26 protein-coding genes are annotated in these 26,554 nt (G+C 38.0%); 11 read left to right on the forward strand and 15 right to left on the reverse strand.

From position 1 onward, the window contains the following. The first annotated feature begins 8 nt into the window (after positions 1 to 8). Positions 9 to 1,430: an isochorismate synthase gene (locus tag PRO_RS01015; RefSeq protein WP_011124357.1), complete on the forward strand. Its 1,422-nt coding sequence runs from the start codon at positions 9 to 11 to the stop codon at positions 1,428 to 1,430. Here the strand turns inward: PRO_RS01015 and gshB are convergent. Then, positions 1,394 to 2,320 (reverse strand): glutathione synthase, encoded by a 927-nt coding sequence (gshB, locus tag PRO_RS01020; protein ID WP_011124358.1) that lies wholly within the window; start codon positions 2,318 to 2,320, stop codon positions 1,394 to 1,396. The two genes, PRO_RS01015 and gshB, sit on opposite strands and share 37 nt — an antisense overlap. Positions 2,321 to 2,325: 5 nt before the next feature. After that, positions 2,326 to 2,589 (reverse strand): glutaredoxin 3, encoded by a 264-nt coding sequence (grxC, locus tag PRO_RS01025; RefSeq protein ID WP_011124359.1) that lies wholly within the window; start codon positions 2,587 to 2,589, stop codon positions 2,326 to 2,328. 78 nt (positions 2,590 to 2,667) lie between these two features. On the opposite strand from grxC, the gene prfB reads away from it, so the two are divergent. The 6 genes from prfB to PRO_RS01055 all read left to right on the forward strand — a co-directional run bounded on the left by prfB (position 2,668) and on the right by PRO_RS01055 (position 6,408). Further along, a protein-coding gene (gene prfB / locus PRO_RS01030) for a peptide chain release factor 2 (protein WP_152557459.1) occupies positions 2,668 to 3,796 on the forward strand; the annotation gives its coding sequence in 2 pieces (ribosomal slippage) (positions 2,668 to 2,742 and positions 2,744 to 3,796; 1,128 coding nt in all). 5 nt (positions 3,797 to 3,801) lie between these two features. Further along, on the forward strand, positions 3,802 to 3,993 hold the full coding sequence (locus tag PRO_RS01035; RefSeq protein WP_011124361.1) for a DUF3285 domain-containing protein: 192 nt from the start codon (positions 3,802 to 3,804) through the stop codon (positions 3,991 to 3,993). Then, on the forward strand, positions 3,993 to 4,580 hold the full coding sequence (gene ybeY, locus PRO_RS01040; protein WP_011124362.1) for an rRNA maturation RNase YbeY: 588 nt from the start codon (positions 3,993 to 3,995) through the stop codon (positions 4,578 to 4,580). The genes PRO_RS01035 and ybeY overlap by 1 nt, the downstream gene beginning before the upstream one ends. Then, positions 4,580 to 5,041 carry a diacylglycerol kinase family protein gene (locus PRO_RS01045; RefSeq protein WP_011124363.1) on the forward strand — a complete coding sequence of 154 codons (462 nt, stop codon included), beginning with the start codon at positions 4,580 to 4,582 and terminating at the stop codon, positions 5,039 to 5,041. Before ybeY ends, PRO_RS01045 begins: the two co-directional genes overlap by 1 nt. A 12-nt stretch (positions 5,042 to 5,053) precedes the next feature. Further along, complete coding sequence (locus PRO_RS01050; protein WP_011124364.1) at positions 5,054 to 5,656, forward strand: anthranilate synthase component II; 603 nt, start codon at positions 5,054 to 5,056, stop codon at positions 5,654 to 5,656. Positions 5,657 to 5,670: 14 nt separating this feature from the next. After that, positions 5,671 to 6,408: an MBL fold metallo-hydrolase gene (locus PRO_RS01055; protein ID WP_011124365.1), complete on the forward strand. Its 738-nt coding sequence runs from the start codon at positions 5,671 to 5,673 to the stop codon at positions 6,406 to 6,408. Here PRO_RS01055 and PRO_RS01060 read toward each other — a convergent pair. The 4 genes from PRO_RS01060 to mnmE all read right to left on the reverse strand — a co-directional run bounded on the left by PRO_RS01060 (position 6,392) and on the right by mnmE (position 11,689). Further along, positions 6,392 to 7,525 carry a pyridoxal phosphate-dependent aminotransferase gene (locus tag PRO_RS01060; protein ID WP_011124366.1) on the reverse strand — a complete coding sequence of 378 codons (1,134 nt, stop codon included), beginning with the start codon at positions 7,523 to 7,525 and terminating at the stop codon, positions 6,392 to 6,394. The two genes, PRO_RS01055 and PRO_RS01060, sit on opposite strands and share 17 nt — an antisense overlap. Next, the gene (argS, locus tag PRO_RS01065; protein WP_011124367.1) at positions 7,525 to 9,336 is read right to left on the reverse strand and encodes an arginine--tRNA ligase; all 1,812 of its coding nucleotides are present in this window, start codon (positions 9,334 to 9,336) and stop codon (positions 7,525 to 7,527) included. Before argS ends, PRO_RS01060 begins: the two co-directional genes overlap by 1 nt. 6 nt (positions 9,337 to 9,342) lie before the next feature. Next, positions 9,343 to 10,206 (reverse strand): carboxylating nicotinate-nucleotide diphosphorylase, encoded by an 864-nt coding sequence (gene nadC, locus PRO_RS01070; protein WP_011124368.1) that lies wholly within the window; start codon positions 10,204 to 10,206, stop codon positions 9,343 to 9,345. Positions 10,207 to 10,321: 115 nt separating this feature from the next. After that, positions 10,322 to 11,689 carry a tRNA uridine-5-carboxymethylaminomethyl(34) synthesis GTPase MnmE gene (gene mnmE, locus PRO_RS01075; RefSeq protein WP_011124369.1) on the reverse strand — a complete coding sequence of 456 codons (1,368 nt, stop codon included), beginning with the start codon at positions 11,687 to 11,689 and terminating at the stop codon, positions 10,322 to 10,324. Between the two features lie 76 nt (positions 11,690 to 11,765). On the opposite strand from mnmE, the gene PRO_RS01080 reads away from it, so the two are divergent. After that, positions 11,766 to 12,224, forward strand: a complete 459-nt coding sequence (locus PRO_RS01080) for a DUF2062 domain-containing protein (protein WP_011124370.1) — start codon at positions 11,766 to 11,768, stop codon at positions 12,222 to 12,224. Between the two features lie 46 nt (positions 12,225 to 12,270). Here PRO_RS01080 and PRO_RS01085 read toward each other — a convergent pair whose 3' ends face one another. Both PRO_RS01085 and PRO_RS01090 read right to left on the reverse strand, forming a co-directional pair. Then, a complete protein-coding gene (locus tag PRO_RS01085) occupies positions 12,271 to 13,773 on the reverse strand; it encodes a protein adenylyltransferase SelO (protein WP_011124371.1) in 1,503 nt (500 codons plus the stop codon). Positions 13,774 to 13,828: 55 nt separating this feature from the next. Continuing rightward, positions 13,829 to 16,099, reverse strand: coding sequence for a RelA/SpoT family protein (locus tag PRO_RS01090; RefSeq protein ID WP_413357429.1), 2,271 nt, complete (start codon positions 16,097 to 16,099; stop codon positions 13,829 to 13,831). 115 nt (positions 16,100 to 16,214) lie between these two features. On the opposite strand from PRO_RS01090, the gene PRO_RS01095 reads away from it, so the two are divergent. Beyond that, positions 16,215 to 17,825 carry an ABC transporter ATP-binding protein gene (locus PRO_RS01095; protein WP_052039710.1) on the forward strand — a complete coding sequence of 537 codons (1,611 nt, stop codon included), beginning with the start codon at positions 16,215 to 16,217 and terminating at the stop codon, positions 17,823 to 17,825. 11 nt (positions 17,826 to 17,836) lie between these two features. Here PRO_RS01095 and PRO_RS01100 read toward each other — a convergent pair whose 3' ends face one another. Further along, complete coding sequence (locus PRO_RS01100; RefSeq protein WP_011124374.1) at positions 17,837 to 18,793, reverse strand: RluA family pseudouridine synthase; 957 nt, start codon at positions 18,791 to 18,793, stop codon at positions 17,837 to 17,839. Further along, positions 18,793 to 19,656 (reverse strand): ribosome biogenesis GTPase YlqF, encoded by an 864-nt coding sequence (gene ylqF, locus PRO_RS01105; RefSeq protein WP_011124375.1) that lies wholly within the window; start codon positions 19,654 to 19,656, stop codon positions 18,793 to 18,795. The genes PRO_RS01100 and ylqF overlap by 1 nt, the downstream gene beginning before the upstream one ends. A 508-nt stretch (positions 19,657 to 20,164) precedes the next feature. On the opposite strand from ylqF, the gene PRO_RS01110 reads away from it, so the two are divergent. Continuing rightward, positions 20,165 to 21,373: a phosphoglycerate kinase gene (locus PRO_RS01110; protein WP_011124376.1), complete on the forward strand. Its 1,209-nt coding sequence runs from the start codon at positions 20,165 to 20,167 to the stop codon at positions 21,371 to 21,373. A gap of 41 nt (positions 21,374 to 21,414) precedes the next feature. Here PRO_RS01110 and PRO_RS01115 read toward each other — a convergent pair whose 3' ends face one another. Beyond that, a complete protein-coding gene (locus tag PRO_RS01115) occupies positions 21,415 to 22,185 on the reverse strand; it encodes a hypothetical protein (protein WP_011124377.1) in 771 nt (256 codons plus the stop codon). Positions 22,186 to 22,234: 49 nt separating this feature from the next. Between PRO_RS01115 and murG the strand changes: the two genes are divergently transcribed. Continuing rightward, on the forward strand, positions 22,235 to 23,308 hold the full coding sequence (murG, locus tag PRO_RS01120; protein ID WP_011124378.1) for an undecaprenyldiphospho-muramoylpentapeptide beta-N-acetylglucosaminyltransferase: 1,074 nt from the start codon (positions 22,235 to 22,237) through the stop codon (positions 23,306 to 23,308). On the opposite strand, the gene PRO_RS01125 is transcribed toward murG, so the two are convergent. The 4 genes from PRO_RS01125 to rplL form a co-directional block, all read right to left on the reverse strand. Beyond that, the gene (locus PRO_RS01125) at positions 23,283 to 24,416 is read right to left on the reverse strand and encodes a pyridoxal phosphate-dependent aminotransferase (RefSeq protein WP_011124379.1); all 1,134 of its coding nucleotides are present in this window, start codon (positions 24,414 to 24,416) and stop codon (positions 23,283 to 23,285) included. The genes murG and PRO_RS01125 overlap by 26 nt on opposite strands. Beyond that, positions 24,407 to 25,585 carry a quinone-dependent dihydroorotate dehydrogenase gene (locus PRO_RS01130; protein WP_011124380.1) on the reverse strand — a complete coding sequence of 393 codons (1,179 nt, stop codon included), beginning with the start codon at positions 25,583 to 25,585 and terminating at the stop codon, positions 24,407 to 24,409. The genes PRO_RS01125 and PRO_RS01130 overlap by 10 nt, the downstream gene beginning before the upstream one ends. Beyond that, complete coding sequence (gene rnhA, locus PRO_RS01135; RefSeq protein WP_011124381.1) at positions 25,575 to 26,072, reverse strand: ribonuclease HI; 498 nt, start codon at positions 26,070 to 26,072, stop codon at positions 25,575 to 25,577. The genes PRO_RS01130 and rnhA overlap by 11 nt, the downstream gene beginning before the upstream one ends. Before the next feature lie 76 nt (positions 26,073 to 26,148). After that, entirely contained in the window at positions 26,149 to 26,541 is a 393-nt protein-coding gene (gene rplL / locus PRO_RS01140) for a 50S ribosomal protein L7/L12 (protein WP_011124382.1), read from the reverse strand. Positions 26,542 to 26,554 lie beyond the last annotated feature (13 nt).

Here is a 26,554-nt window from a genome sequence, read left to right on the forward strand (position 1 = left end):
AATTGTGTATGAAGGCCAATCTCACTTTCAGTGAAATCCTCCAAGCTTCTTTAAGGGGCTGGAATTCAAGGCGAGCTGATGAGTGTGTGTTAAGCCTTGCGTTGCCAATAGATACTATTGACCCGCTTAAGCAATTGAGTGTAATTGCAGATCAGCAAGAATTTAGCTTCTTATGGGATCAATCTCCAGGCCTTTCAATAGCTGCTGCTGGAAGATGTCAAAATCTCGAATTAATTGGACAAAGGCGATTTGAATTAGCCCAAAGGTTTAGTGATGAGACTCTGGGAAGAATCGTTGATATATCAGTTTCTGCTCCAAAACAAGCTAAACCAAGAATTTTGTTTGCATTTACTTTCTTTGAACAGATATCTGATGAAAAACGATTTGTTAAGACAACACCTGCTGTACAAGCAGTTCTCCCTCGCTGGCAGCTAAGTCGTCAAGCAGGTGTTAGCTGGTTACGCTTTAACTCGGTAGTTGCTCATGAGGCTGATGTTCGTAGATTTGTGGAAGAGTGTTGGTTGATGCGGGAAAATGTCAACAAACCTTTATTAACAGAACTTTCTTCAAAAACGAATATAGGTTTTGCGAAATCTCCATCTCAAGAATGGCAAAATAGCTATCGTTTAACTCTGGAAAAAGGTATTGAATTAGTCAATACTGGAGAGTTGCAAAAATTGGTTCTTGCTGTTAGGCAATCATTTTTACTTAGTGAACCTTTAGATCCTCTCGGAATGCTTGAGAGTTTGAGAAGATATCAAAGAGGTAGTTGCCGTTTCCTTTGGAAGCGTTCTGAGGATGAATCTTTCTTTGGGGCATCACCAGAACGCTTGCTAAGCATTAATAAAGAGAATTTGCAGACTGATGCGCTTGCAGGCACTGCAGGAGCAGATGAAAATGGATTGGATTTGCTTAAGTCTGAAAAGAATTTGAGAGAGCATGAATTAGTTGTTTCTTCGATTCAAAATCAATTGATAAATAAAGGGTTAGATCCTAGTCGGATTAGATCTCCTCGATTAGCTAGGCACGGTCATTTGATTCATTTGCATACACCAATTAAATCTTCTTGTAAAGGTTTTTCTCCTCTCCAGTTAGTCGAAATATTGCATCCAACCCCAGCGGTGGCTGGCTTACCAAGAAATAAATCAATCCAATGGCTGCGTACTCTTGAACCTTTTGATAGAGAAGGTTATGCAGCACCTATTGGATGGGTTGATTCTTCTGGAGATGCCGAATTTAGAGTTGCTATTAGATGTGCGTATACGAGGGGTAATAATTTGCATTTGATGGCTGGTGCAGGCCTAGTAAAAGGGTCAACTATAGAGGGAGAGTTACAAGAAGTAGGTTTGAAATTTGCCGTCCTTGCCAATCAGTTGGATTTGAATTTTGAATCTCAAGAGAAATTTGCCAGAAGACGTTCGATTACTTGATCAGCAAGGGGAATATTCATTAATTTTTCTACTTCTCGTACCCCTGTTGGACTAGTTACATTAATTTCGCTCAACATCCCACCAATGACATCAATCCCAACAAAAAAAAGACCTTCACTTTTGAGAGAAGGACCTAGCTCTTCACAGATTTCTTTTTCTCGCTTAGAGAGATTAGTTGCTTCAGCTTGACCTCCTAAAGCAAGATTGCTTCTGAAATCACCACATTTTGGTAGGCGATTGATAGCACCTAATGGTTCACCATTTACTAATAAAATGCGCTTGTCTCCTTCAATTACTTTTGGTAAAAACTTTTGCATCATTACAGGCATTTGTTCTTGTGATGTGACAAGTTCCAGTAATGCATCTAGTCCTAGGGCAGCATCAGCCACTCTAATAACACCTTGACCACCTTTACCCCCTAGCGGTTTTAAAACCACTTCTCCTTGTTCTTTTGCAAACTCTTTTAATTCATTAACTCTGCTAGCAACAAGGGTAGGAGCCATTAATTTGCTAAACCTTAGTGCGCCAAGCTTTTCATTCCAGGCTCTTAGAGATGCTGGTTTATTCAGAACAAGTACTCCAGCACGTTCTGCTACTTCTAGTAAATGTGTGGCATATAAAAAAGCTTCGTCCACTGGTGGATCTTTGCGCATCCAGATGCAATGAAATTCATTTAGAGAAAGATTTTGCGCTTCCCCAAGACTTTTCCATGGTTCAGGAACAATAGTTTTGGCTACCACTCTAGCTTTTGCACCTTTTGCTTGAAGATCTGCAGGAGTGCATACCCAAATGTCAAGAGAGGCTCTATGAGCTGCTTGCATTAATGCTGCTGATGAATCTTTTGCAGGATTAATAAGCTCAATCGGGTCAAGGATAAATAATTGTTTCATGTTATTTATTTGTTTTGATTAATCAGATTATCTAATTGATTACTTTCTTCAAGTGCATAAAGCTCATCACAACCTCCCACACTTTGATTGTTGATAAAAATTTGAGGAACGGTTGTCTTTCCCTTTGCTCTGATTGACATCTTTTCACGCTCTGCTTGGTTCCCATCTATTGGATATTCGTCATAATCAATTTTCTTGAGATCTAGAAGTGCTTTTGCACGGATACAAAAAGGGCAGTATTGCCAAGTGTAGATCTCAACTTTTGCCATGAGCTTTAGTGTGTTTGATGAATATCTTAAGGATGCTTGGTATGCTGAATATTTTCCAGTTGTTTTTAGTTTCTGATTGTGCAGGATCTTACAGAATTTAAAAGAAGTCTTTCTTTGTTGAGTGATCGCCTGAGCAATGCTCAGGACTGTCTTTGACGTACCGGTTTTAAATGCGCTTCAAGTTGATCTTGAACAAATAGCTGCTCAACCTGACTTTTGGAATGACCAGCAAAAGGCAAGAAAACAAATGCGTCAACTTGATGAAGTGAAAGATCAATTAACGAAATTAGCTAATTGGAATGCTGCAATTGAAGATGCGAAAGTTTCTTTAGAGCTATATGAATTGGAACCTGACAATGAAATGATAGAAGAAGCTCAAATTGGACTTTGTCAGTTAAAAACAGAGCTTGATCTGTGGGAACTCGAAAGATTGTTAAGTGGACCTTATGATAAAGAAGGAGCAGTTTTAGCAATAAACGCTGGAGCTGGCGGGACAGATGCGCAAGATTGGGCCCAAATGCTACTAAGAATGTATATGCGATGGGCTGAATCTCATGGAATGAAAGTCATACTCAGTGAACTTTCAGAAGGAGAAGAGGCAGGTATCAAAAGTGCGACAATTGAAATTGAAGGACGATATGCTTATGGGTATTTGCAAAATGAGAAAGGTACACATCGTTTAGTTAGAATTTCTCCTTTCAATGCCAATGGTAAACGCCAGACAAGTTTTGCAGGCATTGAGGTTATGCCTCAGCTTGAAGAGGATGTTCATCTTGAGATACCAGAGAAAGATTTAGAAGTAACTACAAGTCGGTCTGGAGGAGCTGGTGGTCAAAATGTTAACAAGGTAGAAACTGCAGTTCGTATTCTTCATATTCCAACAGGACTTGCTGTGCGTTGTACTCAAGAGCGCTCTCAACTTCAGAATAAAGAGAAAGCAATGGCATTACTTAAAGCTAAATTGATGATTATTGCCCAAGAGCAGCGAGCAGCAGAAATTGCTGATATTCGTGGTGACATAGTCGAAGCTGCCTGGGGAAACCAAATCCGCAATTATGTATTTCATCCTTATCAGATGGTCAAAGACCTTAGATCAGGTACAGAATCTAATGATGTCGAAAGTGTAATGAATGGAGATTTGGATTTATTTATTCAATCTCTTTTGTTGCAAGGTCTAGAAAATCAAGATAATGAAAGAGATAGTTGAATTTTATGACACAAGAACCTACTCCTAAAGTTACTTCACAAAAAAGGACTCCGCCTTCAAGCTTTATTAAATTAGCAATGAGAAATATGGTCAGAAAAGGCAGTCAAAGTATTCTTCATTTTGGATTAACTGCTATTGGACTCCTGATATTCATTATTTTGATTGCAGTCCTAGGTAGACCAGTAGTACCTCATTAATGCAGAACTTAAATGATTCTTCAATCTCAGTAGATCTAACGATTGACCTTTCGTTAAGTGGATTTACTTTTGATTTAATGAAAGATAGTATTGACTCTAAAATGATAGATCTGATAATGGATTGTGATACTTGGCGTAACTCTATTGTAAGTTGGTTTGACTGTATACTTATGCAGCCAAATTTGACATGCCCTCAGATAGTAAGAAAGAATAGATTTTTTAGTATGGGTTTATTATTTACTAATGATTTGTCTATTAGGCAAATGAACAAGGAGTGGAGAAAAAAGGATGAATCAACTGATGTCCTTTCGTTTCCAGCAATAGATGAACATATTGTTCTTCCTCCAAACCAATTTTTAGAGTTAGGGGACATTATTGTGTCAGTGGAAACTGCCTTTAAACAAGCAAAAATTCACAACCATTCTCTGATGCACGAATTAAGATGGTTGGTGAGTCATGGTTTTCTGCATTTATTAGGCTGGGACCATCCTTCTTCAGCAAGTCTGAATGAAATGTTGAGCTTTCAAGAACTGCTTCTAAAAACACCTAACGGTTCTCCTTTGAGAAATTCTATGCGTGATTATTGATGATTATTCCTAATACTGAGAATTCAAATACAGAGAAAATAGCTGATTTTTCTGCTCATATAAATAAGCCTTTTAGGAGGGGTTCTTGGAAGATTGCAAAAGACTTACCTTCTAGTTTTAAATATGCTTCTCAGGGTCTTGGTTATGCATTTCTCAGTCAAAGAAATTTCCGTATCCATGTTTTTATAGGTTTTTCAATTAGCGCACTTGGAGTTTGGTTGAATTTACCATTTACTGATCTTGCAATACTAGTACTTACTATTTGCGCTGTTCTTGTTCTTGAATTACTTAATACCTCCATCGAAGCTGTTGTTGACCTTGCAATAGGGAGGCGTTTTCATCCTCTTGCTCGTATAGCTAAGGATTGTGCTGCAGCTTCGGTCTTAGTTTGTTCAATTAGTGCTTTTGTAATTGCTTTGCTTCTACTCTTGCCTTCAATCTTACTCAAATTAGGACTTTAAAAATTTACGTATATGCTTTTAGTTATTGACAATTACGATAGTTTTACTTTTAACCTTGTGCAGTATTTTGGTGAATTGGCGTCAAAGCACTCAATTGCAAAAAATATTTTAGTCGAGCGCAATGATGCGATTTCTATATCTCAAATTAAGGATTTAGATCCACAAGCGATTGTTCTTTCTCCAGGGCCCGGCAATCCAGATCAATCAGGTGTTTGCTTGGAAGTCCTATCTGAATTTGCTGGTATTAAGCCTATTTTAGGGGTTTGTTTAGGTCATCAAGCTATTGCTCAAACTTTTGGTGGCAAAATAGTTAGAGCGAAAGAGCTCATGCATGGGAAAACATCCAAAGTATTTCATACTGGGGATCACTTGTTTGCAGGCATCCCAGTACCTCTTGTAGCCACTAGGTATCACAGCCTTATTGCTGATAGAGAATCCCTCCCGCAATGCCTTGAGATTACGGCGTGGCTAAAAGATGGCACAATTATGGGGCTTCGTCATAAACAATTCTCACATTTATATGGAGTTCAGTTCCATCCCGAAAGCGTCCTTACTGAAGCTGGACATCATTTGCTGAGTAATTTCTTAGGCTTGGCAGAATCTTCAAAAAACTGATCCTTCCCTTATTTATGACCCTTAATTTGTTTTCTCTTCAATCGATTCTTCAGAAAGGAATTCTATCTTTTGCAGTTCTGATTTCTTTTATATCGCCTACTATTGCGGAGGCTTTGGAGATTACAAGTTTTGGACATAGTGCATTATTAATTAAAGGAGGAGGTCATGCAGTGTTATTGAATCCCTTTAAAGCAGTTGGTTGTGCTGCAGGTTTAATTGAACCAAATGTAAATCCAGATATTATTCTTGCTAGTTCTGAGTTAGTTGATGAGGGCTCTTGGAATAAACAAGGTGTCTTTTTTGTGAAACCAGGCTCATATAGGATTAATGGTTTGAGATTAGAAGGTTTTTCAGCTTCACATGATCGGGTGGGAGGTAGACGGTTGGGATATGGAACATTCTGGCAATGGATGCAAGGTGGCTTGAATTTTGTTCATTTAGGTGGGATAGCTGGTCCTCTGAATGACCAAGATAAGCTTTTTTTGGGTAGACCTGATGTTTTGGTTATTGGTGTTGGTGGTGGTTCAAAGGTTTATAACGGCAAGGAGGCTGCTCAATTAGTTAATGAATTAAACCCCAAAATTGTTATTCCTGTTCAATATGTAAGAGGTACGGCTCCTAATAGTTGTGATCAAACTGGAATTCAGCCGTTTTTAGATGCAACACAAGGTATTGAAAGTAGACAAGTTGGTAGTACATATACTATCCCTAATACCCTTCCAGAGACGACTACAATTAATTTAATGCCTTGAATTTGTCTACATTTTTGTAGGTCTCCCAAAAACTTTTCATTTGAAGAGTAGTACCAATACTTACTCTCAGTGAGCCATGGATTAAAGGTTTGTTTTTCATATTTCTAACTAAGATTCCAGCTGATTTAAGAGATGTTTCAACATCATTGTGAGATTGATGTGTTGGCCATAGCAAGAAATAATTCCCTGCATCCATGTGATGTCTGACTTTATTAGCGCATAATCTTTTTTGAATCCAAATTCTTGCTTGTAATACTTCTGCAACATAATTGTCGACATATTCTTGATCTGTAAGAGCAGCAAAGGCTGCTGTGACTGCAAAGCTATTGATATCATACGGGCCGGTCACACGAGTAATTCGATCAATTACACCAGGATGTCCTATAGCAAATCCAATACGTAATCCTGCTAAACCAGATGTCTTTGAGAGTGACCTGAGAACAACAAGATTTGGTGTTTTTCTAAAATCAACAACTGGTAGAACGCTATCTCCTAAGAATGCTTCGTACAACTCATCGACAACGACTAAAGTTTTTGGTGACAAGTGAGCTAATTCAAGTATTTTTGTTGCTGATAGAGTTGTACCTGTTGGATTATTAGGGTTGCATATAATTAAAATCGTCGGCTTTAGCTTAATTAGTGAATTGCGAATTGCTTGTAAAGGGAATTTAAAATCTGAACCTTCATAGGAGATCTCAATGGCTTTCATACCCTGCATAGATGCACAAGGTTTGTAGTAGCCAAAGGTTGGAAGTGTTGTTAGATATTGCTTATTTCTATCTCCATAGGCATAGAAAATAGAGTGAATTGCAGAATCTACGCCATTGAATAGTCCTATTTGGTTAGGCTTAAGAAGACTGACAAAATAGGGCGAGTTAAGGTTATTTACAACAGCTTTCTGAAGACCAAGGTATTCAGGATATATAGAGATTTGTTCAGAAGTGATCTTTTTAATTGCATTTAGGACTTTAGGACTAGGTCCAATAGTATTTTCATTAAAATCAAGTCTAAGAAGATCTCTTCGTCCTTCTAGGGGGGCTGAATAAGGAGTCATCTGTTCGACTTCCAAACGTGCTGGTGGTATTTTGTTTAATGGCTTATTTTTAGAAGACTCCATTACATTCTCTCCAAAGTTGAAATGCCTAGTAGGTTTAACCCTTTCTTTAGGGTATCTCCAGTAAGTTGACATAGTGCCAATCGACATGATCTTGAGGGCTCTTCTGCTTTTAATACAGGTATTTGATCATAGAAGCGATTAAAAACTTGGCTCAGTTCAAATAAATAATTACAAAGACGGTTAGGCAATAATTCCTCTTCAACGGCAATAATTACTTCATCAAACTTTAAGAGCTCTCTAATTAATCTCCACTCTTGAGGCTCGCTAAAATTTAATTTGTTAACTGAAGAATGCAGATCCCCTCCTTTTCTGTTAATGCCAGCAATACGAACTACAGCATATAAAAGATACGGTGCTGTATTACCTTGTAATGCAAGCATACGATCAAAACTAAATTGATAGTTTGTAATTCTGTTTTGACTAAGGTCTGCATATTTAACTGCTGCAATGCCAATCGTATTTGAAACCTTTTCAATAAAGGCCTGGCTTTCTTTGCGATTCTCTTCATTAAGACGCCTTTCAATATCAAGTTTGGCTCGAGAAATTGCTTCGTCTAGAAGGTCTTTAAGGCGTACTGTTTCGCCTGAACGTGTTTTTAATTTTTTACCATCTTCTCCTTGGACTAGACCAAATGGTACATGCTCTATTCGAGATGATGAGGGCAACCATTTAGCACGTTTAGCCACTTGAAAAACTCCTGCAAAATGGTTTGCTTGCCCAGAATCAGTTACATATATGATTCGACCAGCACCATCACCATCTGGCTGGTCTTTTAGTCGATATCTAATAGCAGCTAAATCTGTTGTTGCATAATTAAAACCACCATCAGCTTTCTGAATAATTAATGGTAGTGGGTTTCCATCCTTGCCATTAATACCATTTAAAAATACACATTTTGCACCGTCATCTTCCACTAATAATCCTGATCTTGTCAGGTCGTCTATTACACCTTGTAAAAAAGGATTGTAAAAGGATTCGCCTCTTTCGGAAATTTCAATTTTTAGGCGATCGTATATTTTATTGAACTCTTTGCGAGATTGCTCACATAAGAGTTCCCAAGCCTTGAGACTTTCTTTGTTACCCCGCTGTAAGTTAACTACTTCATTGCGTGAGCATTGTTGAAAGTATTCATCTTCGTCAAAGCGTTGTTTTGCTTTCTTATAAAACTCTACTAAGTTTCCAAGATTTATAACATTAGCAGTTGTAAGTGCTTTGGGAGCAACTTCCTTAAGATGTGTGATTAGCATGCCAAATTGTGTTCCCCAATCGCCAACATGATTGAGACGAATAACCTTATAACCACGATAATTTAGAATTCGGGCAATTGAATCACCAATGATTGTGGAGCGTAGATGTCCCACATGCATTTCCTTAGCGATGTTTGGACTAGAAAAATCAACTATTACTGGTTTGAGCTTTTTTGTAATCTCATCATCATTAACAAGAGGTACTCCAAGAAGATCATCATTTAGCCGAGAGGTGATCTCATTAATAAGACAAGTATTTTGAAGAGTTAAGTTGATGAACCCAGGACCAGCTATTTCAGGTGGCAGGCAGATAGCTTTAAATACTTCATTGCTTTCCAGTTGCTTTATAAGAATTTCAGCAATTTGTCGCGGTGATTTTTTGATTATTCTCGCTAGTGCTAATGCACCATTAATTTGAAAATCTCCAAATTCAGGTTTAGTAGCAGCTACTAATTGAGGGTTTAAAAAATCACCAGATTCTTTTACTTGAGACGCTGCTTCAGGGAAAGCAGTGTTTAATGCGCGCTGTACTTGCTGATTTAATGATTTGTAGATGTTATACATTATTAATTAATTCACCTCTTGCTTATTGAAGCGCATACTAAAATCGATCCAAGTGCTCTGAGTAATAGGAGAACTGGTTGAAATTATGTCTACTCCAGTTGATGCAAAATCAAGTATTTTATTAGGATCAATCCCTGAGGCTTCAATTATCAATTCTTTCGAATTTTGTTTTGCTAACTCTCTTAATTGAGGGATGAGATTAGTTATTTCGTTTGGAGACATTTCATCGAGAAGTATTCCATCAGCTCCAGCAGAGACAGCTTCTTTTGCTTCTTGTGTTGTTTCAGCTTCGACAATAATTTTAGTTGTCCATGGAATATTAGACCTAAGAGTGTGAATAGATTGTTTTATCCCATGACTCCAAGCAATATGGTTTTCTTTAAGCATTGCTGCATCATCGAGCCCTAAGCGATGATTGATACCACCACCACATCTCACGGCATATTTTTCTAGTTGACGAAGACCAGGAGTTGTTTTCCGAGTATCTGCTAAAAGAATTCCTGTACCTTGAAGCTTGGAAACTAGTCTTTTTGTAGCAGTTGCGACTCCAGAGAGATGCATTGCTAAGTTTAGGGCTGTGCGCTCACCGGCGAGGAGTGAAGCTACCGGGCCATTCAAATCCATAATTTTTTCGCCAACCATCAATTTTGCACCTTCTCCTTTTTGTAAAGTTATTTCGATGGATGGATCAAGTCGCTGAAAAAGACATTTCACTATTTCACCACCACAAAAGATCCCTTCTTGTTTACTTACCCAGTGTGCATGAGCACGGTAATTTTCAACAGCTGATTGACTAAGATCACCTCTACCTAGGTCTTCATTAAGCCAGGTGTCTAAAAGATGATGGATATTGGGTGTGATTATATTCAAGATTCAATAGTGAGGAGACAAAGTTGAAATGAGAGTTGTTACTCCCAGGCAATGAATTGCTTGGGGAGTCCTATTGAAAGGAAAGTGAAATTGGATTTCCCAATAATAAGTTGTTTTATTTACCAATACAAAATCTTGAGAAAATTCTATCAAGCAATGCTTCAGTTACTTCTTCTCCTGTTAACTCACCTAATTTGTAGATAGCTTCTCTTAAATCAATGGTCCAGAAATCCCAAGCCAAGCTCTCAGCCGCTACTTTTTCTATTTGATCTAAAGCATTCACTGCAACTTTGACTAGGTCTAATTGCCTTTGGTTAAGTGCAACTTCTATACCTTCGAGTTCATTAGCACCAGCTAGTTTTAATAATTCTTGAATCAATTCTTTTTCTCCTTCCCCAGTGATTGCAGTCATAGTTGCATGTGGTTGAATATTGGTGGATTGGGATTTAAGATCAGCTTTATTCCCTATGATTAGAGTTGGAGTCCCTTTTGGTATTTTTTCTAAAAGGTTTTGGTCGTTTTTGTTCCAACCTTTACTAAGATCAAAGATCAGTACAACAATATCAGCAGTAAATAAAGTTTTTTGGCTTAGCGAAACTCCTATTTTTTCGATTTCATTATTAGTTTCTCGAATCCCAGCTGTATCGATCAGCGTTATTGGAACGCCTTCCAAAATAATTTCACTTTCCAAGAGGTCCCTTGTTGTTCCTGGTAAGTCTGTGACTATGGCGCGCTCGTGTTTGCTAAGTAGGTTTAATATAGAACTTTTGCCGACATTTGGTAGGCCTACCAAGGCTACTTTTAGGCCATTACGAATTAAAGAGCCTTGTTTTGCGTCATTAATTAGTTGCTTAAGTTCTGCGCGGATCAACATTAAATCAGTTAATAATTTCTTGGAGTTAAGTTTTGGTAGATCCTCTTCAAAATCAATGCGGGCTTCTATTTCACTAAGTTGATCCAGTAGCTTTTCTCTTAAGTAATTTATTTTATTAGTAATATCACCATCAATCCCGGCAATTGCAAGTTGAGCAGCTTTTTGACTTCTTGCATGAATTAAGTCATTAATAGCTTCAGCTTGCGTTATATCAAGTCTTCCATTGAGAACAGCTCTTTGACTAAATTCACCTGGGAAGGCCCTTCTAGTTTTAGGCTGCTTTAAAATTGCATCAAGAACTTGTTGCACAACTATCAGTCCACCATGGCAGTGGATTTCCACGACATCTTCACCTGTAAAACTTCTAGGTCCATCCATTATTAATATTAAAACTTCATCGATATTTTTTTTAGTACTTTTGTCTATGACATGTCCGTAAAGAATTTTATGACTGCTCCAAATTTTGTTGCTTGGGGTCCGAACAACATTTTTTACGACTTCTTTCGCTGAAGCTCCAGAGACTTTGACAATTGCAATTGCTCCTTGCCCTGGTGCAACAGCTGATGCTATTGCTGCAATGTTTTCTTCGGTTGAGAAAGCTAGGTCCATAAACTAATGATCAGATTGTTTTCTCTACGATCGACTTCATTCTCATGCGTTAGTTTAGTGTCTAATAGGTTATGAAATGATTCGAATCCTCCGTAACATAATTAAAAGGGTTAGAAGCCTTTCTCATTGGATTTGGAAACAAGAAGGTACTCCAGCCAAGAGAGCCCGGGGTGTAGCAATTGGCATTTTTAGTGGGTGTTTTCCGTTTTTCGGATTTCAGTCTCTGATTGGGATTTGTCTTGCAAGCCTGTTTAAGGCTAATCATTTACTTGCAATCATGGGGACTTGGATAAGCAACCCTTTTACATATATACCTTTGTATTGGATGAATTACAAAGTTGGATCATACTTTTTAGGCAGTGACGCTACAGTTCAAGTTTTGAGTAATGTTAAAGATGTTCAAATATGGCATCAAGGCTGGAATATTACCATGAGAATATTATTTGGATCAACAATTGTAGGGTTTTCCTCAGGTATAGTAATGGGTAGTTTATTTTACTTTCTTTCAAAAATAGTCACTAAGAAAAATATTTAAATTTAGCTTTATTCTTTAGGATATAATGTAAAGATAAAAATAGAATTTAGTCAATTGATGTTTCATTGATCCAAGCATGAAATGGAACCCAATCATTCTTTTCATCAATTGATTTCCAGATAGCTTCGATTTTAGACTTTACAGGTGTATTTAAGAGATTCCATCTGTACAGTCTTGATTTGATTGCGTTGATTTCATTTGGGACAAGACTTATCAATCTCTCTTGATTGTAGTGCCAAATGTCTCTCCAATTATTCCATTGTTTTCTTGGCGGCAATGGAAGATAATTTGCTAAGGGTTCTAAGGATGAGGTGTTTCTAGGCAGCCCATTATCATTAATTAATTGAGCAAGTTGGTTGAAAAAATCTCCATATGAAATGTCCCAATTTGAGAGCAATTGTAATGTTGCTTCTATAAGATCTTCAGTGTTATTGTTATTTGACTTCGTTGGATTAATATCTATTATTTCTTCAAGGTTTGCCGGAAATCCGAGACGTCGATTTAGACAAGCACGATAGTGAGAAGCATAGATTGTGAAAAAGTTATCTAATGTCTCTGCCATGGCTTCACGAGATATCAACATTGCCAGTGGTTCTTGCAGTAATTTCAGATTTTCATAGCATATCCTTGGTTGACGACCAAAAGAATACATTCCAGTTTGATCAAAATATGCAGCTGTAAAATTTGGGTCCCAGTCTTCAATGAATGCAAAAGGACCATAGTCAAAACTTTCTCCTGCTAGGGACATATTATCAGTATTCAAAACTCCATGGGTGAAGCCTGCTGACATCCATCCAGCTGCTAGTTTTGCAACACGGCTCACTAATTCTCTATAGAAAGCGATTAATTGAGCATCAGTATTTGCAGAACAGTCTGTCATAGATGTTGAATTTATTATATCTATATTTGGATAGTGATTTTTAATCACATACTTTAAAAGCTTTTCTAACCCTTTTGGATCACGTAGATATAGGAATCTTTCGCATGTCCCAAAACGTAAATGTGTTTGTGCTATGCGCACCATGACAGAACTGCGAGTAGGTGATGGCTCATCTCCTCTCCACAATTTTTCACCTGTTTCAATTAAAGATAATGTTCTACTGGTAGTTACTCCGAGCTTATGCAGAGCTTCGCCGGCAATGATTTCACGTATACCTCCTTTTAAAGTTAAGCGTCCATCACCTCCTCGGCTCCAAGGGGTTTGTCCTGACCCTTTCGTTCCTAAGTCTTGCAGCTTGCCATAAGTATCTCTTGTTTGACCATATAAAAAGCCTCGTCCATCACCTAAGAATGGATTGTAATTACCAAATTGATATCCATGATATCTCAACGCTAAGAAAGGAGCCCTCCCTTGAAACTTCCCATAGGCTTCAATAAAATTTTCATTAGTAATTGTCTCTGAGTCGATACCTAGTTGCTGTAAAACATAGTCATTCCTATACTGTAATACGTGTTTTGGAAAGACCGCGGCTTCTACAACATCCCAGTAGTCAGAACCTAATCCCTCAATAGAAGATTCAAAATTTAGAGATAGCAATTTATTTTGCAAGAAGATCCTTTTCTAGATTTAATAAGAAGTTGACCTTACTTAGAAGTTCATCTAATTAATTTATGCCTGTACGAGCAATGTCCAAAACATCTGCCATTGCACGAATTTTGTTTATAGTCATTGTGAGTTGATTGGAATTTTTTACTTCAACTTTAAGGTCAATACAGGCTGGTTTCCCGTAGGCAGTTTGAACACGTGCATCACTTACGTTAATTCCGCTATCAGAAAGGCGCATCAAAATGTCTTTTAGAACACCTACTCGATCAATTACTTCTATTCTCAGCTTTGCAGAGAACTTGGTTTCTTGCTGAATTGACTTTTCATTCCATTTCACAGTTAACTGTCTAGCAATAGGTATATTTTCGACATTTATACAATCTTGTCTATGAATAGTAATTCCATGATTTCCAAGTGCAACAGTCCCAAGAATGTCTTCACCTGGGAGAGGGCTACAACATCCTCCTAAGCGATAATCAAGGCCTTCTAGACCCATGATAGGAGATGCTTTTGTAGAAGTTTTGTTTGGAGATAATGTATCTCGACGATCAGATATATCTTGAGCAACTTTCGCATTTGTTTCAGGAGATACCTGATTCATATTTTGAAGACGTATTTCTTCTTGGAGACGATTGAGTATTTGATGAAGAGTAACTGCTCCAAAACCTAGAGCTGCAAGCAAATCATCAGTAGATTTTAAATTACACCGTGTAGCTACTTTAGTCATTGCCTCACTGTTCAGCAATGTGTCAAATCCCTGCCTGCCTAAATCACGTTCTAAAAGGTCTTTGCCTCGTTGAATGGTTTCATCACGATGACTAACTTTGTACCATTGTCTTATACGATTACGTGCGGTAGGCGTAGCTACAAAATTGAGCCAATCAAGACTTGGGTGAGCAGTATTGCTAGTTACAACCTCAACAAAATCGCCATTATTTAATGCTGTTGCTAATGGACATAATTTGTCATTGATGCGTACACCATGGCAATGATTCCCTATTTCAGAATGAATGCGATAAGCAAAGTCTATAGCTGTTGACCCTTTCCTAAGACCAACGACATCACCTTTTGGCGTAAAAACAAATACCTCTTCATCGAACAAATCTTCTTTTATAGAGGAAAGGTAGTCATTATGATCTGAGCTACCCTCTTCTTGTTGCCAATCAACTAGTTGACGGAGCCAGTTAAATCGTTCTGTATTTCCAGAAGCTGGAGACCCGCCTTCTTTATATTTCCAGTGCGCGGCTATACCAAATTCAGCTACTTGGTGCATTTCTTGAGTCCTTATTTGGACTTCAATAGGTCTATGTCGACCAATTACCGCTGTATGAAGAGACTGATAGCCGTTCGGCTTAGGTAGCCCAATATAATCTTTAAAACGCCCTGGGATAGGTCGAAAAGTATCATGTACAACTGCAAGTGCTCTATAACAAGTCTCTAGGTTTGGGACAATGATACGTAGTGCTGCAACGTCATAGATTTCATGAAACTCCTTATCTTGTTTCTCCATTTTGCTCCATATGCCAAAGAGATGCTTAGGACGGCCATCAATATTGCAATCGTTAAGACCAGCATTAATAAGACGATTTTTAAGTAATTCAATTGTCAGATGTAATCGCTTTTCTCTTTCACTGCGTTTGGTAGCTACTTCTTGTTGTATTTTTTTGTAGGATTCTGGCTCAAGTAATTTAAATGCAAGGTCTTCTAATTCCCATTTAAATCTTCCTATGCCAAGTCTATTTGCTAAAGGAGCATAGATTTCCCTAGTTTCCAAAGCAATTCGTTGTTGCTTCGCAGGTTGAAGTACCTCAATTGTTCTCATGTTGTGCAACCTATCTGCCAATTTGACAAGAACAACGCGAATATCCCTAGCCATTGCTAAGAACATTTTACGTAAGTTTTCAGCTTGAGCTTCAGTTCTGTTCGTGAAATGAATGCCTCCTAATTTAGTAACACCTTCAACTAGTCCTCTAACTTCACTTCCAAAATAAGCTTCTAGTTCTGGAAGTGTAATGCTTGTATCTTCAACAACATCGTGAAGGAAACCAGCCGCTATGACTGTAGGACTTGCTCCTATATCTCTCAACAGATCTGCGACAGCAATAGGATGACTTATGTATGGATCTCCACTTACACGAAATTGTCCTTTGTGAAGTCGAAATGCTAAATCGAAAGCTGATGCTAACAATGTGTCTGAATCAGCAGGACAAGATTCACCTATTGCATTAGGGGCTTGATCTATACAATTTTTCAACCAAACTGGTAGTGGTATAGCATAATCATCAGAACTACTAACTATTTCAGGCCTAAGCTGAGGTTCATCAGGCATGTCCGCATTCCAGGCTAGAGAAGCCTGTGTTTCATTAGATGCAGACGTGGCTTTAAACATCTGACCAAGTGCGTTAATTCATTTTATTCGTGCTTGAGCAGCCTTGCTAAAATTTATGAATTGTTCTCAAAAGGATGTCTTAAATATTAAAGATTTGAGTATCCGTTATGTAGATAGCAAAACATGGGTACTTGAAGGACTGAACTTGAAACTTGGGCGTGGAGAACGTCTTGCTCTAATTGGTAGTTCTGGGTCTGGCAAAAGTACTTTTGCAAAGGTTTTGTTACAGATCATTCCTTCAGGCAGTTTTTGTAGAGGAGAACTTCTTTTAAATGGGGTCGATCTTATGAGCTTGTCTCATAATGATTTAGAAAAGTTGAGAGGTGAAATGATCGGGTTGGTTTTTCAGGACCCTGGCTCAAGACTTAACCCATTAATGACCATTGGAGAACATCTTCTGGATACTCTGCGTGCTCATCAACCTGATCAATCTTCTTCGTGGATGAAAAATAGATCAGAAGAATTGTTGGAAAAGGTTGGGATTAATCCACTTCGCTTTGATGCTTATCCTCACGAATTTAGTGGAGGGATGCGTCAACGAGTTGCTATTGCTTTGGCCATAGCATTAAACCCACCTTTGATCATTGCTGATGAACCAACATCAAGTCTTGATGTTGCAATAGCTCATCAGATCATGGGTGAATTAAGTAATCTTTGTGATGAGATTGGGAGCTCTCTGTTATTAATAAGTCACGACTTGGCACTTGCTTCTAGATGGTGTCAAAAAATGGCTATCCTTGACGAAGGTAAAATTGTTGAAGAAGGATACACTCACAAAATATTAACTGCTCCTAAATCTCTTTTTGCTAATAGGTTGATAAATGCTGCTAGAGCCAGGGAAGATTTAATGCTTCTTTCTGAGCCAACTCAAGAAGTTGTTTTAGAAGTAGAAAGCTTACGTTGTTGGCATCCTGTAGGAGGTGTGCCATGGCGAGTGAACTGGTTAAAAGCTATTAATGAAGTTAGTTTTGTTTTGAAAGTAGGAGAAACTCTTGGGATTGTAGGAGTTTCAGGCTGTGGAAAAAGTACTTTATGTAGAGCTCTTTTAGGACTCTTGCCAACAAGGGGTGGGCAGGTGAAATTGCTTGGAAAAAATCTTGAAAATTTGAAAGGAAAAGCTTTGAAAGTCGCTAGACAATCAGTGCAAATGGTTTTTCAAGACCCTTTTGCTTCTTTAAATCCCAAGATGAATGTCTTGGAAACAGTTGCTGACCCTCTTTTGATTCATAATATAACTAGTCGAGTCGCTGCAAAAGAACGAGCCAGAGATCTCTTGAAACAAGTAGGGTTATTTCCAGTTGAAAACTTTCAGAAACGTTTCCCACATCAGCTTTCAGGAGGTCAGCAACAAAGAGTAGCTATTGCACGTGCACTTGCTCTAAATCCTAAAATCCTTCTTTGCGATGAAAGTGTCAGTATGTTAGATGCTGAGATTCAGGCGGATATATTAAATTTGTTACGTTCTTTGCAAGAGAAGCTTGGCTTGGCAATTATTTTTATTACGCACGATCTTTCTGTGGCAAGTTCGTTTTGCCATAGAGTAATTGTTTTAGATCAAGGAAGAATTGCAGAAGAAGGCCCTGCTGATCAAATAATTCGTAGCCCTAAGTCTGTTCTTGCTAGAAAATTAGTGAGTGCTTCTCCAAGAATAATTTCAATTAATTAGATGCTGTCAATTTATTTTCGCAAAACAGATAAAACATTTAGGAATGTATCTGGTAATGGGGCTTCAAAAAGGATATCTGTCTTAGATATTGGATGCTGTAATCCTAGTTGAATAGCATGTAAAACTTGACCTGTAAGCTTTGTGGGCAATTTTTTACAACGACTATATGTAGGGTCTCCAAGGATTGGGTGCCCAATATGCGCAGAATGAACACGTATCTGATGAGTTCGCCCAGTCTCTAACTTAAAGCTTAAGAGAGAGTAATCGCCCAGTCTTTCTTTAAGTTCCCAATGCGTACATGCATCTCTACCTGAACCATCATTAACTACTGCATACTTTTTTCTATCTATAGGATGACGACCAATTGGAGCAGATATTATACCTTTATCTCCATGTGGGACGCCATGCACCAAAGCTATATATCTCCTTGATGCGATCCTCTTTTGAATTTGCACTTGTAGATTGACTAATGCCTCTTGGCTTTTTGCAATTACAATACAACCTGTTGTGTCTTTATCAAGTCGATGAACTATGCCGGGCCGAAGCTTACCGTTAATACCTGGTAGATCAGTGCAGTGATGCAATAATCCGTTTACTAAGGTTCTGTCTTTATTCCCTGGTGCTGGATGTACTGTTAATCCTGCCGGCTTATTAATGACAATTATGTGGCTATCTTCAAAAATAATATCCAAGTGCATTTTTTGCGGCTTTAGATAAGGCAGTGGTTCCGGTGGAGGTACCCAAAGTTGAATTTCATCTCCTGTTCTGAGAGGGGTTTTTGATTTTCCTTGAATTCCATTCACAAGTACCAATCCATCTTCTATAAATTTTTGAATTCTTGCTCTGCTTTGTTCAGATCGTTGGCTAACGAGCCAACGATCCAGACGCATTGGTAATGGCTTCGGATAAATTAGTTTTACAAGTTCTCCTTCCCCTTTTCCAAAGGATTGCTTTTGATCTTCAGGCATTATGGAAGCTCAAGAGAGATTGTTCCAATTAATCTTTTGCGAAAATCATCTAATAGTCTTTGAGACATGCGATTGGTATTGCCGGAAGTATGATAATTAGCAGCATTCTCTAACCAGAGATGTACATTGTTATTACTCTCTTCCCAGCTGATTCCATAACGTTTTTCAAGAATTTGATTAGATGTTTCAAAATCACTTTCATTCTTGACCTGATTCAATATGTTTAAAAATTTAATTGCGACTGACTCTACATCATAGGAAGCTTGACCAATATCATCACATAGTGCGAGCTTTACAGCAGCTTCTTGATCTTCTAATTGTGGAGGTAAAACACCAGGTGCATCTAAAAGATCAAGTTGTTGACCAACACGTACCCATTGCAATGACTTTGTAACACCCGCACGTCTAGCACTCTTAACAACCTTTTTGTTAACCAGTCTATTTATTAGAGCTGATTTGCCAACATTTGGGAAGCCAAGAATGAGTGCTCTAACTGCTCGTTTACGCATGCCTCGTGATTCTCGACGATTATTTAAATCATTACCTAATTTGATAGCGGCTTCTTTTATTTTATTTGTACCATTACCGTCTTTAGCATTACACCACCATGCTTCTTGCCCATTTTCTTTAAACCAATTGTCCCAAGAGTTGAAGGCCTTTTGAGAAATCATATCTCTGCGGTTGATAACTAGTAGGTGCTTTTTATTTCGGATCCATTTATGAAGGCATGGGTGACCTGTGGCAAGAGGAATACGAGCATCTCTTACTTCGACAACAAGATCCACTTTTTCAAGACTTTTGCTTAGTTGTTGTTCCGCTTTTGCTATGTGGCCTGGGTACCACTGAATGATTTGAGTGCTCACGGCACTATGAAAACAGTGAACGAAGTATTCATGAAAAATTCCAAAACAACACTGTCAATTTTTTTTTGTATTTTTATCTTTGTAATATTGATCATGAGGTAGTAAATATGTAATGTTTTTTCACTCTACCGAGCACTAAAATTATTTAGTGGAGCGTGTTCTCTTTCATAGCTATTAAAAGGGATTCTTGCTAGGTAGATTTGATTCTAAATTTAATTTGTCAATTTCACCGCTTTTCTTCTGGGAGGTTTTGTTGCATTTAAAATTTTCGATTTCAATAAAATAATTTAACTTTATGTCCTTTATCAAATCGATAATTTTTTTTAATACTTATCATCCTGAGTCTTTTTTCTCAATTACAGCAAGGCTTGTCAAAAAATCGTTTTATGTCATATCAATGTTTTTGAGAGGCTAAGGCTATGGTCAGATGATTTGTCTGGCTGATTAGTTGATTATTTTTACTTGTCTCGGGGTAGCCTCACTGCGTTTTCATATTTCAAGGCAACTCATGGCAAAGCGTTCTCTCTCAAATCTCAGCGTAGAGGACCTATGCGGCAAGAGAGTTTTGGTCAGGGTTGACTTTAATGTCCCATTGAACGAAGAAGGTTCAATAACTGATGACACAAGGATTCGTGCGGCTTTACCAACTATTCAGCACTTAATTGAAAAAGAGGCCAGAGTCATTCTTTCCGCTCATTTTGGTAGGCCCAAAGGAAAGGTCAATGAAGATATGCGTCTCACTCCAGTTTCTCAAAGGTTGAGTGAATTATTAGGTAAAACCGTTGTCAAAACAGAAAGTTGTATTGGACCTGATGCAGAAAAAAAGGTACATGAAATGTCTAATGGTGATGTAGTTCTTCTTGAGAATGTTCGCTTTATCGGAGAAGAAGAAAAAAATGATTCAGAATTTGCAAAGAAATTAGCCTCTTTAGCTGAAGTTTATGTCAATGATGCTTTTGGTGCCGCTCACAGAGCTCATGCTTCAACTGAAGGCGTTACGAATTACCTAAGCCCAAGCGTTGCTGGTTATTTAATGGAGAAAGAGCTTAAGTATTTGCAAGGTGCTATTGATTCCCCTCAACGTCCTTTGGCAGCAATTGTTGGAGGATCTAAGGTCAGCAGTAAAATAGGTGTATTAGAATCTTTGATTGATAAATGTGACAAGGTCCTAATAGGTGGAGGAATGATCTTCACTTTTTATAAAGCTCGTGGATTATCTGTAGGCAAAAGTTTAGTTGAGGATGACAAGCTTGATCTTGCTAGAGCTCTTGAGAAAAAGGCAAAAGAAAAAGGAGTGCAATTATTATTACCCAGTGATGTTGTACTTGCCGACAATTTCTCTCCAGATGCTTCTAGTCAGATGGTTCAGATTGATTCCATTCCTGAAGGATGGATGGGCTTAGATATCGGAAAGGAATCAGTGAAATTATTTCAAGATGCTTTGGCTGATTGTAAGACTGTTATTTGGAATGGACCTATGGGTGTTTTTGAATTTGATAAATTTGCAAATGGTACAAACTCTATCTCAACTACATTGGCAGAATTAAGTGCAAAAGGTTGCTGCACAATTATTGGAGGAGGGGATTCTGTTGCTGCAGTAGAAAAGGCAGGACTTGCCTCTAAAATGTCTCATATTTCAACTGGTGGTGGAGCAAGTTTAGAATTATTGGAAGGCAAGGTCCTTCCAGGTGTTGCTGCTTTGGATGACGAAATTTGATTTATTTGGCTTTTGCTTGTCGATAGAACTATTTTGTAATTTTATGGAATTAAATCATCTTGCCTAGATACTACTCTTACCATCTTTGTTATAGATATGAGACCTTCAGAATGAGCTATTAACGCACCCCACCTTTGTTTACCTTCCTTCATAGGTGCTCTCACTGACTTGAATAAACCTCCTGATCCCATTGGATTAAGTTCTATATTTTCATCACCTTTAGCATTTAATTTCTCGTTTTTTATAAACATTAAAGCTCCTGCGATTAAGGAATTTTCTAGAGGCTTATCTAAGATAATATCAATATCGTAAGTGCTACCTGTTAATACTGAATCGGGAATCCCTATAGTTACTTTGATTTTCTTATTGCCACTTTTGAGGATCGAATAATCGCTAATTATTTCGCTTTTATTTATTCTCCCATTGTCTAGATTAATTGCTATTCTCTGCTTTGATTGTAAGCTGAATTTATTAGTTCCAGTTTCTTTATCTCCTTTTACTAGAATTTGGATTGAATGGCGATTATCTTTAAGATCTTTGCCTGGTGTTACAAGCCATTTTGCGTTAGGGAATGAAGTGATAAATTCTGTATATTTTTGATCAATGTCTTTCGCAATTTCTTTTGGAATAAGTTCATAAAATGCAGATTTATCGTTATTATTCAAGGTGTTTTGGAGTTTGGCACTAATTAGTGCAATTTCAGCATTTTGTCGTTGTCTTGAGATTTCAGTGCCTTGCGAAGAGTTGTAAGAGAATAGAGTTAATAGGATTACTAATCCTGAAGAAAAAGTATTTTTCAGTAATTTTTGCACCTCGGTCTTTCCTTAATTACCTATAACTTAATATATAGAGACTTTTTTTATGCCTAGGCTTCTTATAGCTGCCAGTGGTACAGGTGGGCATATATTCCCAGCTCTTTCAGTGGCAGAAGAATTGCCTGAGTCTTGGGACATAAGTTGGCTAGGAGTCCCAGAGCGGTTAGAGAACCAATTGGTACCAACTAAATATGATATGACAGTGATCCCTGTGGGAGGATTGCAGTCCAAAGGATTAAGAAAATATTTCCAATTACTTAAATTAATTCTTGCTATATTTTTTGTAATTTATTTAATTAAAAGAAAGCAGATTAAATTAGTGTTTACAACCGGTGGCTATATTGCGGCTCCTGCGATAATTGCATCAAAACTTTGTGGCATCAATGTCATTTTGCATGAGTCAAATTCTTATCCTGGAAAAGTAACTAGATTATTGGGCAAATTTTGTGATGAGGTGGCTCTGGGATTACCAATCGCAGCTGAAAAATTAAAACGTTGTAGAACGATAGTTACGGGTATGCCAGTAAGGAAATCATTCTCATTAAAAAATCCTTTGCCTATTTGGGTGCCAAAGGGACTAGAACCATTAATTGTGGTAATGGGCGGAAGTCAGGGAGCTGTTGGATTGAATCGCATGGTTAGAGAAAGTTTGCCGTGGTTGTTAAAGCAGGGATATAGGGTTGTTCACATTACTGGTAAATATGACAAGCCATCAAACATAAACCATAAGAACTTTGTAGAAAAATCGTTTACTGAGGAGATACCTGGACTTTTGCAGCATGCTGATTTAGCCATTAGTAGAGCAGGAGCAGGTGCATTAAGTGAGTTTGCAATATGTTCCCTCCCAGTAATTTTGGTGCCTTATCCATATTCGTCAGATCATCATCAAGATGCAAATGCTGCATATGCAGCTCAGTTTGGTGCTGCATTAATAGTTCATGAGGATAGGCTTGGGACTCATGTTTTAACTAGAGCCTTAGAGAACTTATTGGCAACAAATAGAATGTCGAGCAAATATAAATCTGATGATTTATTAAATAAAATGCGTATAGGGATGACTAAACTTGCAATTAAAGATGCTAATCAGCGGTTGATTAGCATTCTTCAAAGATATGTTTAAGAACTTGTTGCATTGCCTCAATAATTCGGCGATTATCAGATTTCTTTTGAAGACTGATACGTAACCAATTTTCTCCTAGGCCCTCAAAAGAGCTGCAGTCCCTTAGTAAGATGTTTTTCTTAGCTAGTCTTTCCCTAAATATTGCAAGTGATTGACTACTTTCTATTAGTTGAAAATTAGTTGATGATGGATGAGCAATGATTCCCTTAAGATTTTGCAAATTTGATTGAAGCCAAGGACCTTCTTCATTGATCCATTTATGCACTTGGTTAATTCGGTTATGTAGAATCTTTTCATCAGTCATTATCATTTTACCGATTGATATTGCTAAGCCATTGAGAGGCCATGGATCTCTCAATTCTTGCCATTGTTGCAATCGCTTGCTGGTACTAATGGCATACCCAATCCTTAAACCTGCGATCGAAAAGAGTTTTGTTAGGCTCCGAATAACAATTAAATTAGAGTAATTCTCTACTAATGGTATTAGCGACTCTTTTTCGCCATTTGGCACTAATGGCAGAAAAGCTTCGTCACAAATTACTAGGCTATGTGTTTTGAGTAATAATTCTAGGGAGTCTCGACTCCAGCATTGGCCAGTAGGATTATGTGGGTTTGTCACCCAAATTACATGCTTGCTTGGCTTTAAAGGAAATAATTGTGGTAACTTTGATGTCCATTTTAAAGGGAGTGGGGAATACAAGTATTTACCATTCCAGCATTTTAGAGCTCTTTTATAATCAGAAAAACCTGGTGATGGCAAAATGCTTAATCCATTTTGAGAAGCATCACGTCCAGCCCACGTGATTAATTCTGAAGCCCCATTGCCAGGCAAGACCATAGAAGGGTGAACTTTATGGTGTTTAGCGATTGCTTCTCTTAGAGCGGAGTGACTTCTGTCTGGATAGATTTTTAGGTCTAAATCTTTTAGAGCGTTAATTAGGCAACGATGTAGAGGTGAAGAAAGTGAAAAAGGGACTAAAGATGCACTTGCATCAATTAAAGAGCTTATGTGAACGCCCAATCTCTTTGCTTCTTGTTCGAGGTTTCCTCCGTGCTGAAGTGAATTTTGGTAATATATATGCTCGCTATAATTGTTTCTTAAATCCATGGCACGTTACTGCCTACAGCTTCTGAGATGTTTTTGAATCCATGACGATCTAATTGTAATACCAATCCCTCAAGGATTTTTGGTACCAATGCTGGGCCTTCAAAAATCCATCCTGTATATATCTGAATTAGAGATGCTCCTGCTGTAATACGCTCCCAAGCACTTTCAGGCGTATCTATGCCTCCAACTCCAATTAAGGTTAAGTCTGCCCCAGCATTTTTTCTTAGACGTTGGATGATTTCAATGGCTCTGCCGCGTAAAGGTCTACCACTGAGTCCACCATTTTCTTGACTGAGAGGATTCTTTGTTTGAGCTATAATTCGATTTTCTAATCCTAATCGATCTATACTTGTATTTACGGCTATTATCCCCGCTAATCCTTCTTCAAAGGCTACTGTGGTTAAGCTATCAATTGCAATATTATCTAGATCAGGAGCAATTTTTACTAATAAAGGTGGACAGGAAGGCAAGCGTCTTAATCGTTTGATTAACCTACGTAATGCTTTGGCATCTTGTAATTTTCTAAGATTTGGTGTGTTCGGTGAACTGACATTAATAACTGCATAATCAGCGAAAGATGAAAGTATTTCAAGAGAAGACGCATAATCTTCATGTGCTTGCTCAAGTGGAGTGACCTTAGATTTTCCTAAATTTAGGCCAATCAATGATGACCTGTTGCCAGGTGATTTGAGTTTTTGCCTTTCAAGAATATCTCTCATGGTGACAGCTCCATTGTTATTGAATCCCATTCGATTTAAAGCAGCCTTTTCTTTTGAAAGTCGAAAAAGTCTAGGCTTAGGATTTCCTTCTTGTGCATGCCACGTTACTGTTCCTAGTTCTGCAAACCCAAACCCAAAGTTGTTCCAGATGCCTGCTGCAATCCCATTTTTGTCAAAACCTGCTGCTAGACCTAGAGGGTTCTTAAAATGACAACCGAATATTTTTTGTTCTAGTCTTGGGTCTTTGCGGTTAAGTTCTATTTCTAACTGAGTTAATGCTTGTGATATCCCAGGCCAATTTCTATAAAGAGATGCTTGTCTAAGGCTATTAAGTGCAAGTTGAGTTAGTTGCTCTGCGTCAACTCCTTCATCTTTTGCAAGTATTGGTTTAAAAAATTTCTTGTACAGTGATTCGCTGGAGAATATGTTAGGCCATGATCTATTTTTCATTTTGGATATGATGATCACATTGAAGTTGTATCGCAATTTTTTTTGAAAAGCTCACGGCAATATCGTCGACTCTTTCATTATCAGGATCTCCACTATGTCCCTTTACATATTCAAGCCTAACGTTAGCTAGTCGATATTGATCCAATGCCTCCCACAGATCTTGATTGAGAACTTGTTTCCCAGATGCTGTTCTCCACCCTTTCTTTTTCCAACCTTTTATCCATGTTTCAAAGCCATCAATAAGATATTTACTATCTGTACGGATTCTGAGGTGTGGATCTCTATCAAAATCTCTTAGTTTTTTCAAAACTTCTAAAGCAGCTGTTAGTTCCATTCGATTATTTGTTGTGTTAGTTTCAAATCCCCCAAATTCTTGAACACTTCCATCTTCAAATCGTATAAGAGCTCCCCATCCTCCTGGCCCTGGATTCCCACTACATGCTCCATCGGTTGCGGCAGCAATTATTCGACCATGTTTTTTAGTCATTTTAAAAAAAGAGCCGGCCATTTAGACCGGCATTTAAAGAGTTCAAAATTCTGGTTTCATGAATAATAGACAGAATTTATTTTAGAGTTACTTTCCCTCCTACTGCTTCTATAGCTTTCTTGAGTGCTTCTGCGTCCTCTTTAGAAGCACCTTCTTTAATAGTCTTTGGAGCAGCTTCAACCATTGCTTTTGCATCTCCTAGGCCTAGCCCAGTAGCATTACGCACTTCTTTAAGGACTTTAATTTTGGCGGAAGCGTCAAAGCTTTCAAGTACAACATCAAATTCGGTTTTTTCTTCTGCAGCAGCTTCACCGCCACCAGTAGCGGCTCCTGGGGCTGCCATGACCACACCGGCAGATGCGGCGGCAGATACACCAAATGCCTCTTCTATTTGCTTTACAAGCTCAGAGGCTTCAAGCAGTGAAAGGCTTTTCAATGAATCGAGAATCTCGTCTGTTTTTTTAGACATGATTGGAATACAA

The sequence above is a fragment of the Prochlorococcus marinus subsp. marinus str. CCMP1375 genome, assembly GCF_000007925.1.
GTDB classification, from domain to species: domain Bacteria; phylum Cyanobacteriota; class Cyanobacteriia; order PCC-6307; family Cyanobiaceae; genus Prochlorococcus_E; species Prochlorococcus_E marinus.

Excerpts from the sequence above, each read along its gene's own strand:
- argS (WP_011124367.1), bottom strand. The coding sequence starts at position 9,336 with ATGTATAACATCTACAAATCATTAAATCAGCAAGTACAGCGCGCATTA.
- PRO_RS01100 (WP_011124374.1), bottom strand. The coding sequence starts at position 18,793 with ATGCCTGAAGATCAAAAGCAATCCTTTGGAAAAGGGGAAGGAGAACTT.
- PRO_RS01060 (WP_011124366.1), bottom strand. The coding sequence starts at position 7,525 with ATGGAGTCTTCTAAAAATAAGCCATTAAACAAAATACCACCAGCACGT.
- PRO_RS01050 (WP_011124364.1), top strand. The coding sequence starts at position 5,054 with ATGCTTTTAGTTATTGACAATTACGATAGTTTTACTTTTAACCTTGTG.
- ybeY (WP_011124362.1), top strand. The coding sequence starts at position 3,993 with ATGCAGAACTTAAATGATTCTTCAATCTCAGTAGATCTAACGATTGAC.
- PRO_RS01095 (WP_052039710.1), top strand. The coding sequence starts at position 16,215 with ATGAATTGTTCTCAAAAGGATGTCTTAAATATTAAAGATTTGAGTATC.
- PRO_RS01110 (WP_011124376.1), top strand. The coding sequence starts at position 20,165 with ATGGCAAAGCGTTCTCTCTCAAATCTCAGCGTAGAGGACCTATGCGGC.
- PRO_RS01080 (WP_011124370.1), top strand. The coding sequence starts at position 11,766 with ATGATTCGAATCCTCCGTAACATAATTAAAAGGGTTAGAAGCCTTTCT.
- gshB (WP_011124358.1), bottom strand. The coding sequence starts at position 2,320 with ATGAAACAATTATTTATCCTTGACCCGATTGAGCTTATTAATCCTGCA.
- PRO_RS01015 (WP_011124357.1), top strand. The coding sequence starts at position 9 with ATGAAGGCCAATCTCACTTTCAGTGAAATCCTCCAAGCTTCTTTAAGG.
- PRO_RS01130 (WP_011124380.1), bottom strand. The coding sequence starts at position 25,585 with ATGAAAAATAGATCATGGCCTAACATATTCTCCAGCGAATCACTGTAC.
- PRO_RS01035 (WP_011124361.1), top strand. The coding sequence starts at position 3,802 with ATGACACAAGAACCTACTCCTAAAGTTACTTCACAAAAAAGGACTCCG.
- rnhA (WP_011124381.1), bottom strand. The coding sequence starts at position 26,072 with ATGACTAAAAAACATGGTCGAATAATTGCTGCCGCAACCGATGGAGCA.
- PRO_RS01125 (WP_011124379.1), bottom strand. The coding sequence starts at position 24,416 with ATGGATTTAAGAAACAATTATAGCGAGCATATATATTACCAAAATTCA.
- murG (WP_011124378.1), top strand. The coding sequence starts at position 22,235 with ATGCCTAGGCTTCTTATAGCTGCCAGTGGTACAGGTGGGCATATATTC.
- grxC (WP_011124359.1), bottom strand. The coding sequence starts at position 2,589 with ATGGCAAAAGTTGAGATCTACACTTGGCAATACTGCCCTTTTTGTATC.
- rplL (WP_011124382.1), bottom strand. The coding sequence starts at position 26,541 with ATGTCTAAAAAAACAGACGAGATTCTCGATTCATTGAAAAGCCTTTCA.
- PRO_RS01045 (WP_011124363.1), top strand. The coding sequence starts at position 4,580 with ATGATTATTCCTAATACTGAGAATTCAAATACAGAGAAAATAGCTGAT.
- mnmE (WP_011124369.1), bottom strand. The coding sequence starts at position 11,689 with ATGGACCTAGCTTTCTCAACCGAAGAAAACATTGCAGCAATAGCATCA.
- PRO_RS01090 (WP_413357429.1), bottom strand. The coding sequence starts at position 16,099 with ATGCCTGATGAACCTCAGCTTAGGCCTGAAATAGTTAGTAGTTCTGAT.
- PRO_RS01055 (WP_011124365.1), top strand. The coding sequence starts at position 5,671 with ATGACCCTTAATTTGTTTTCTCTTCAATCGATTCTTCAGAAAGGAATT.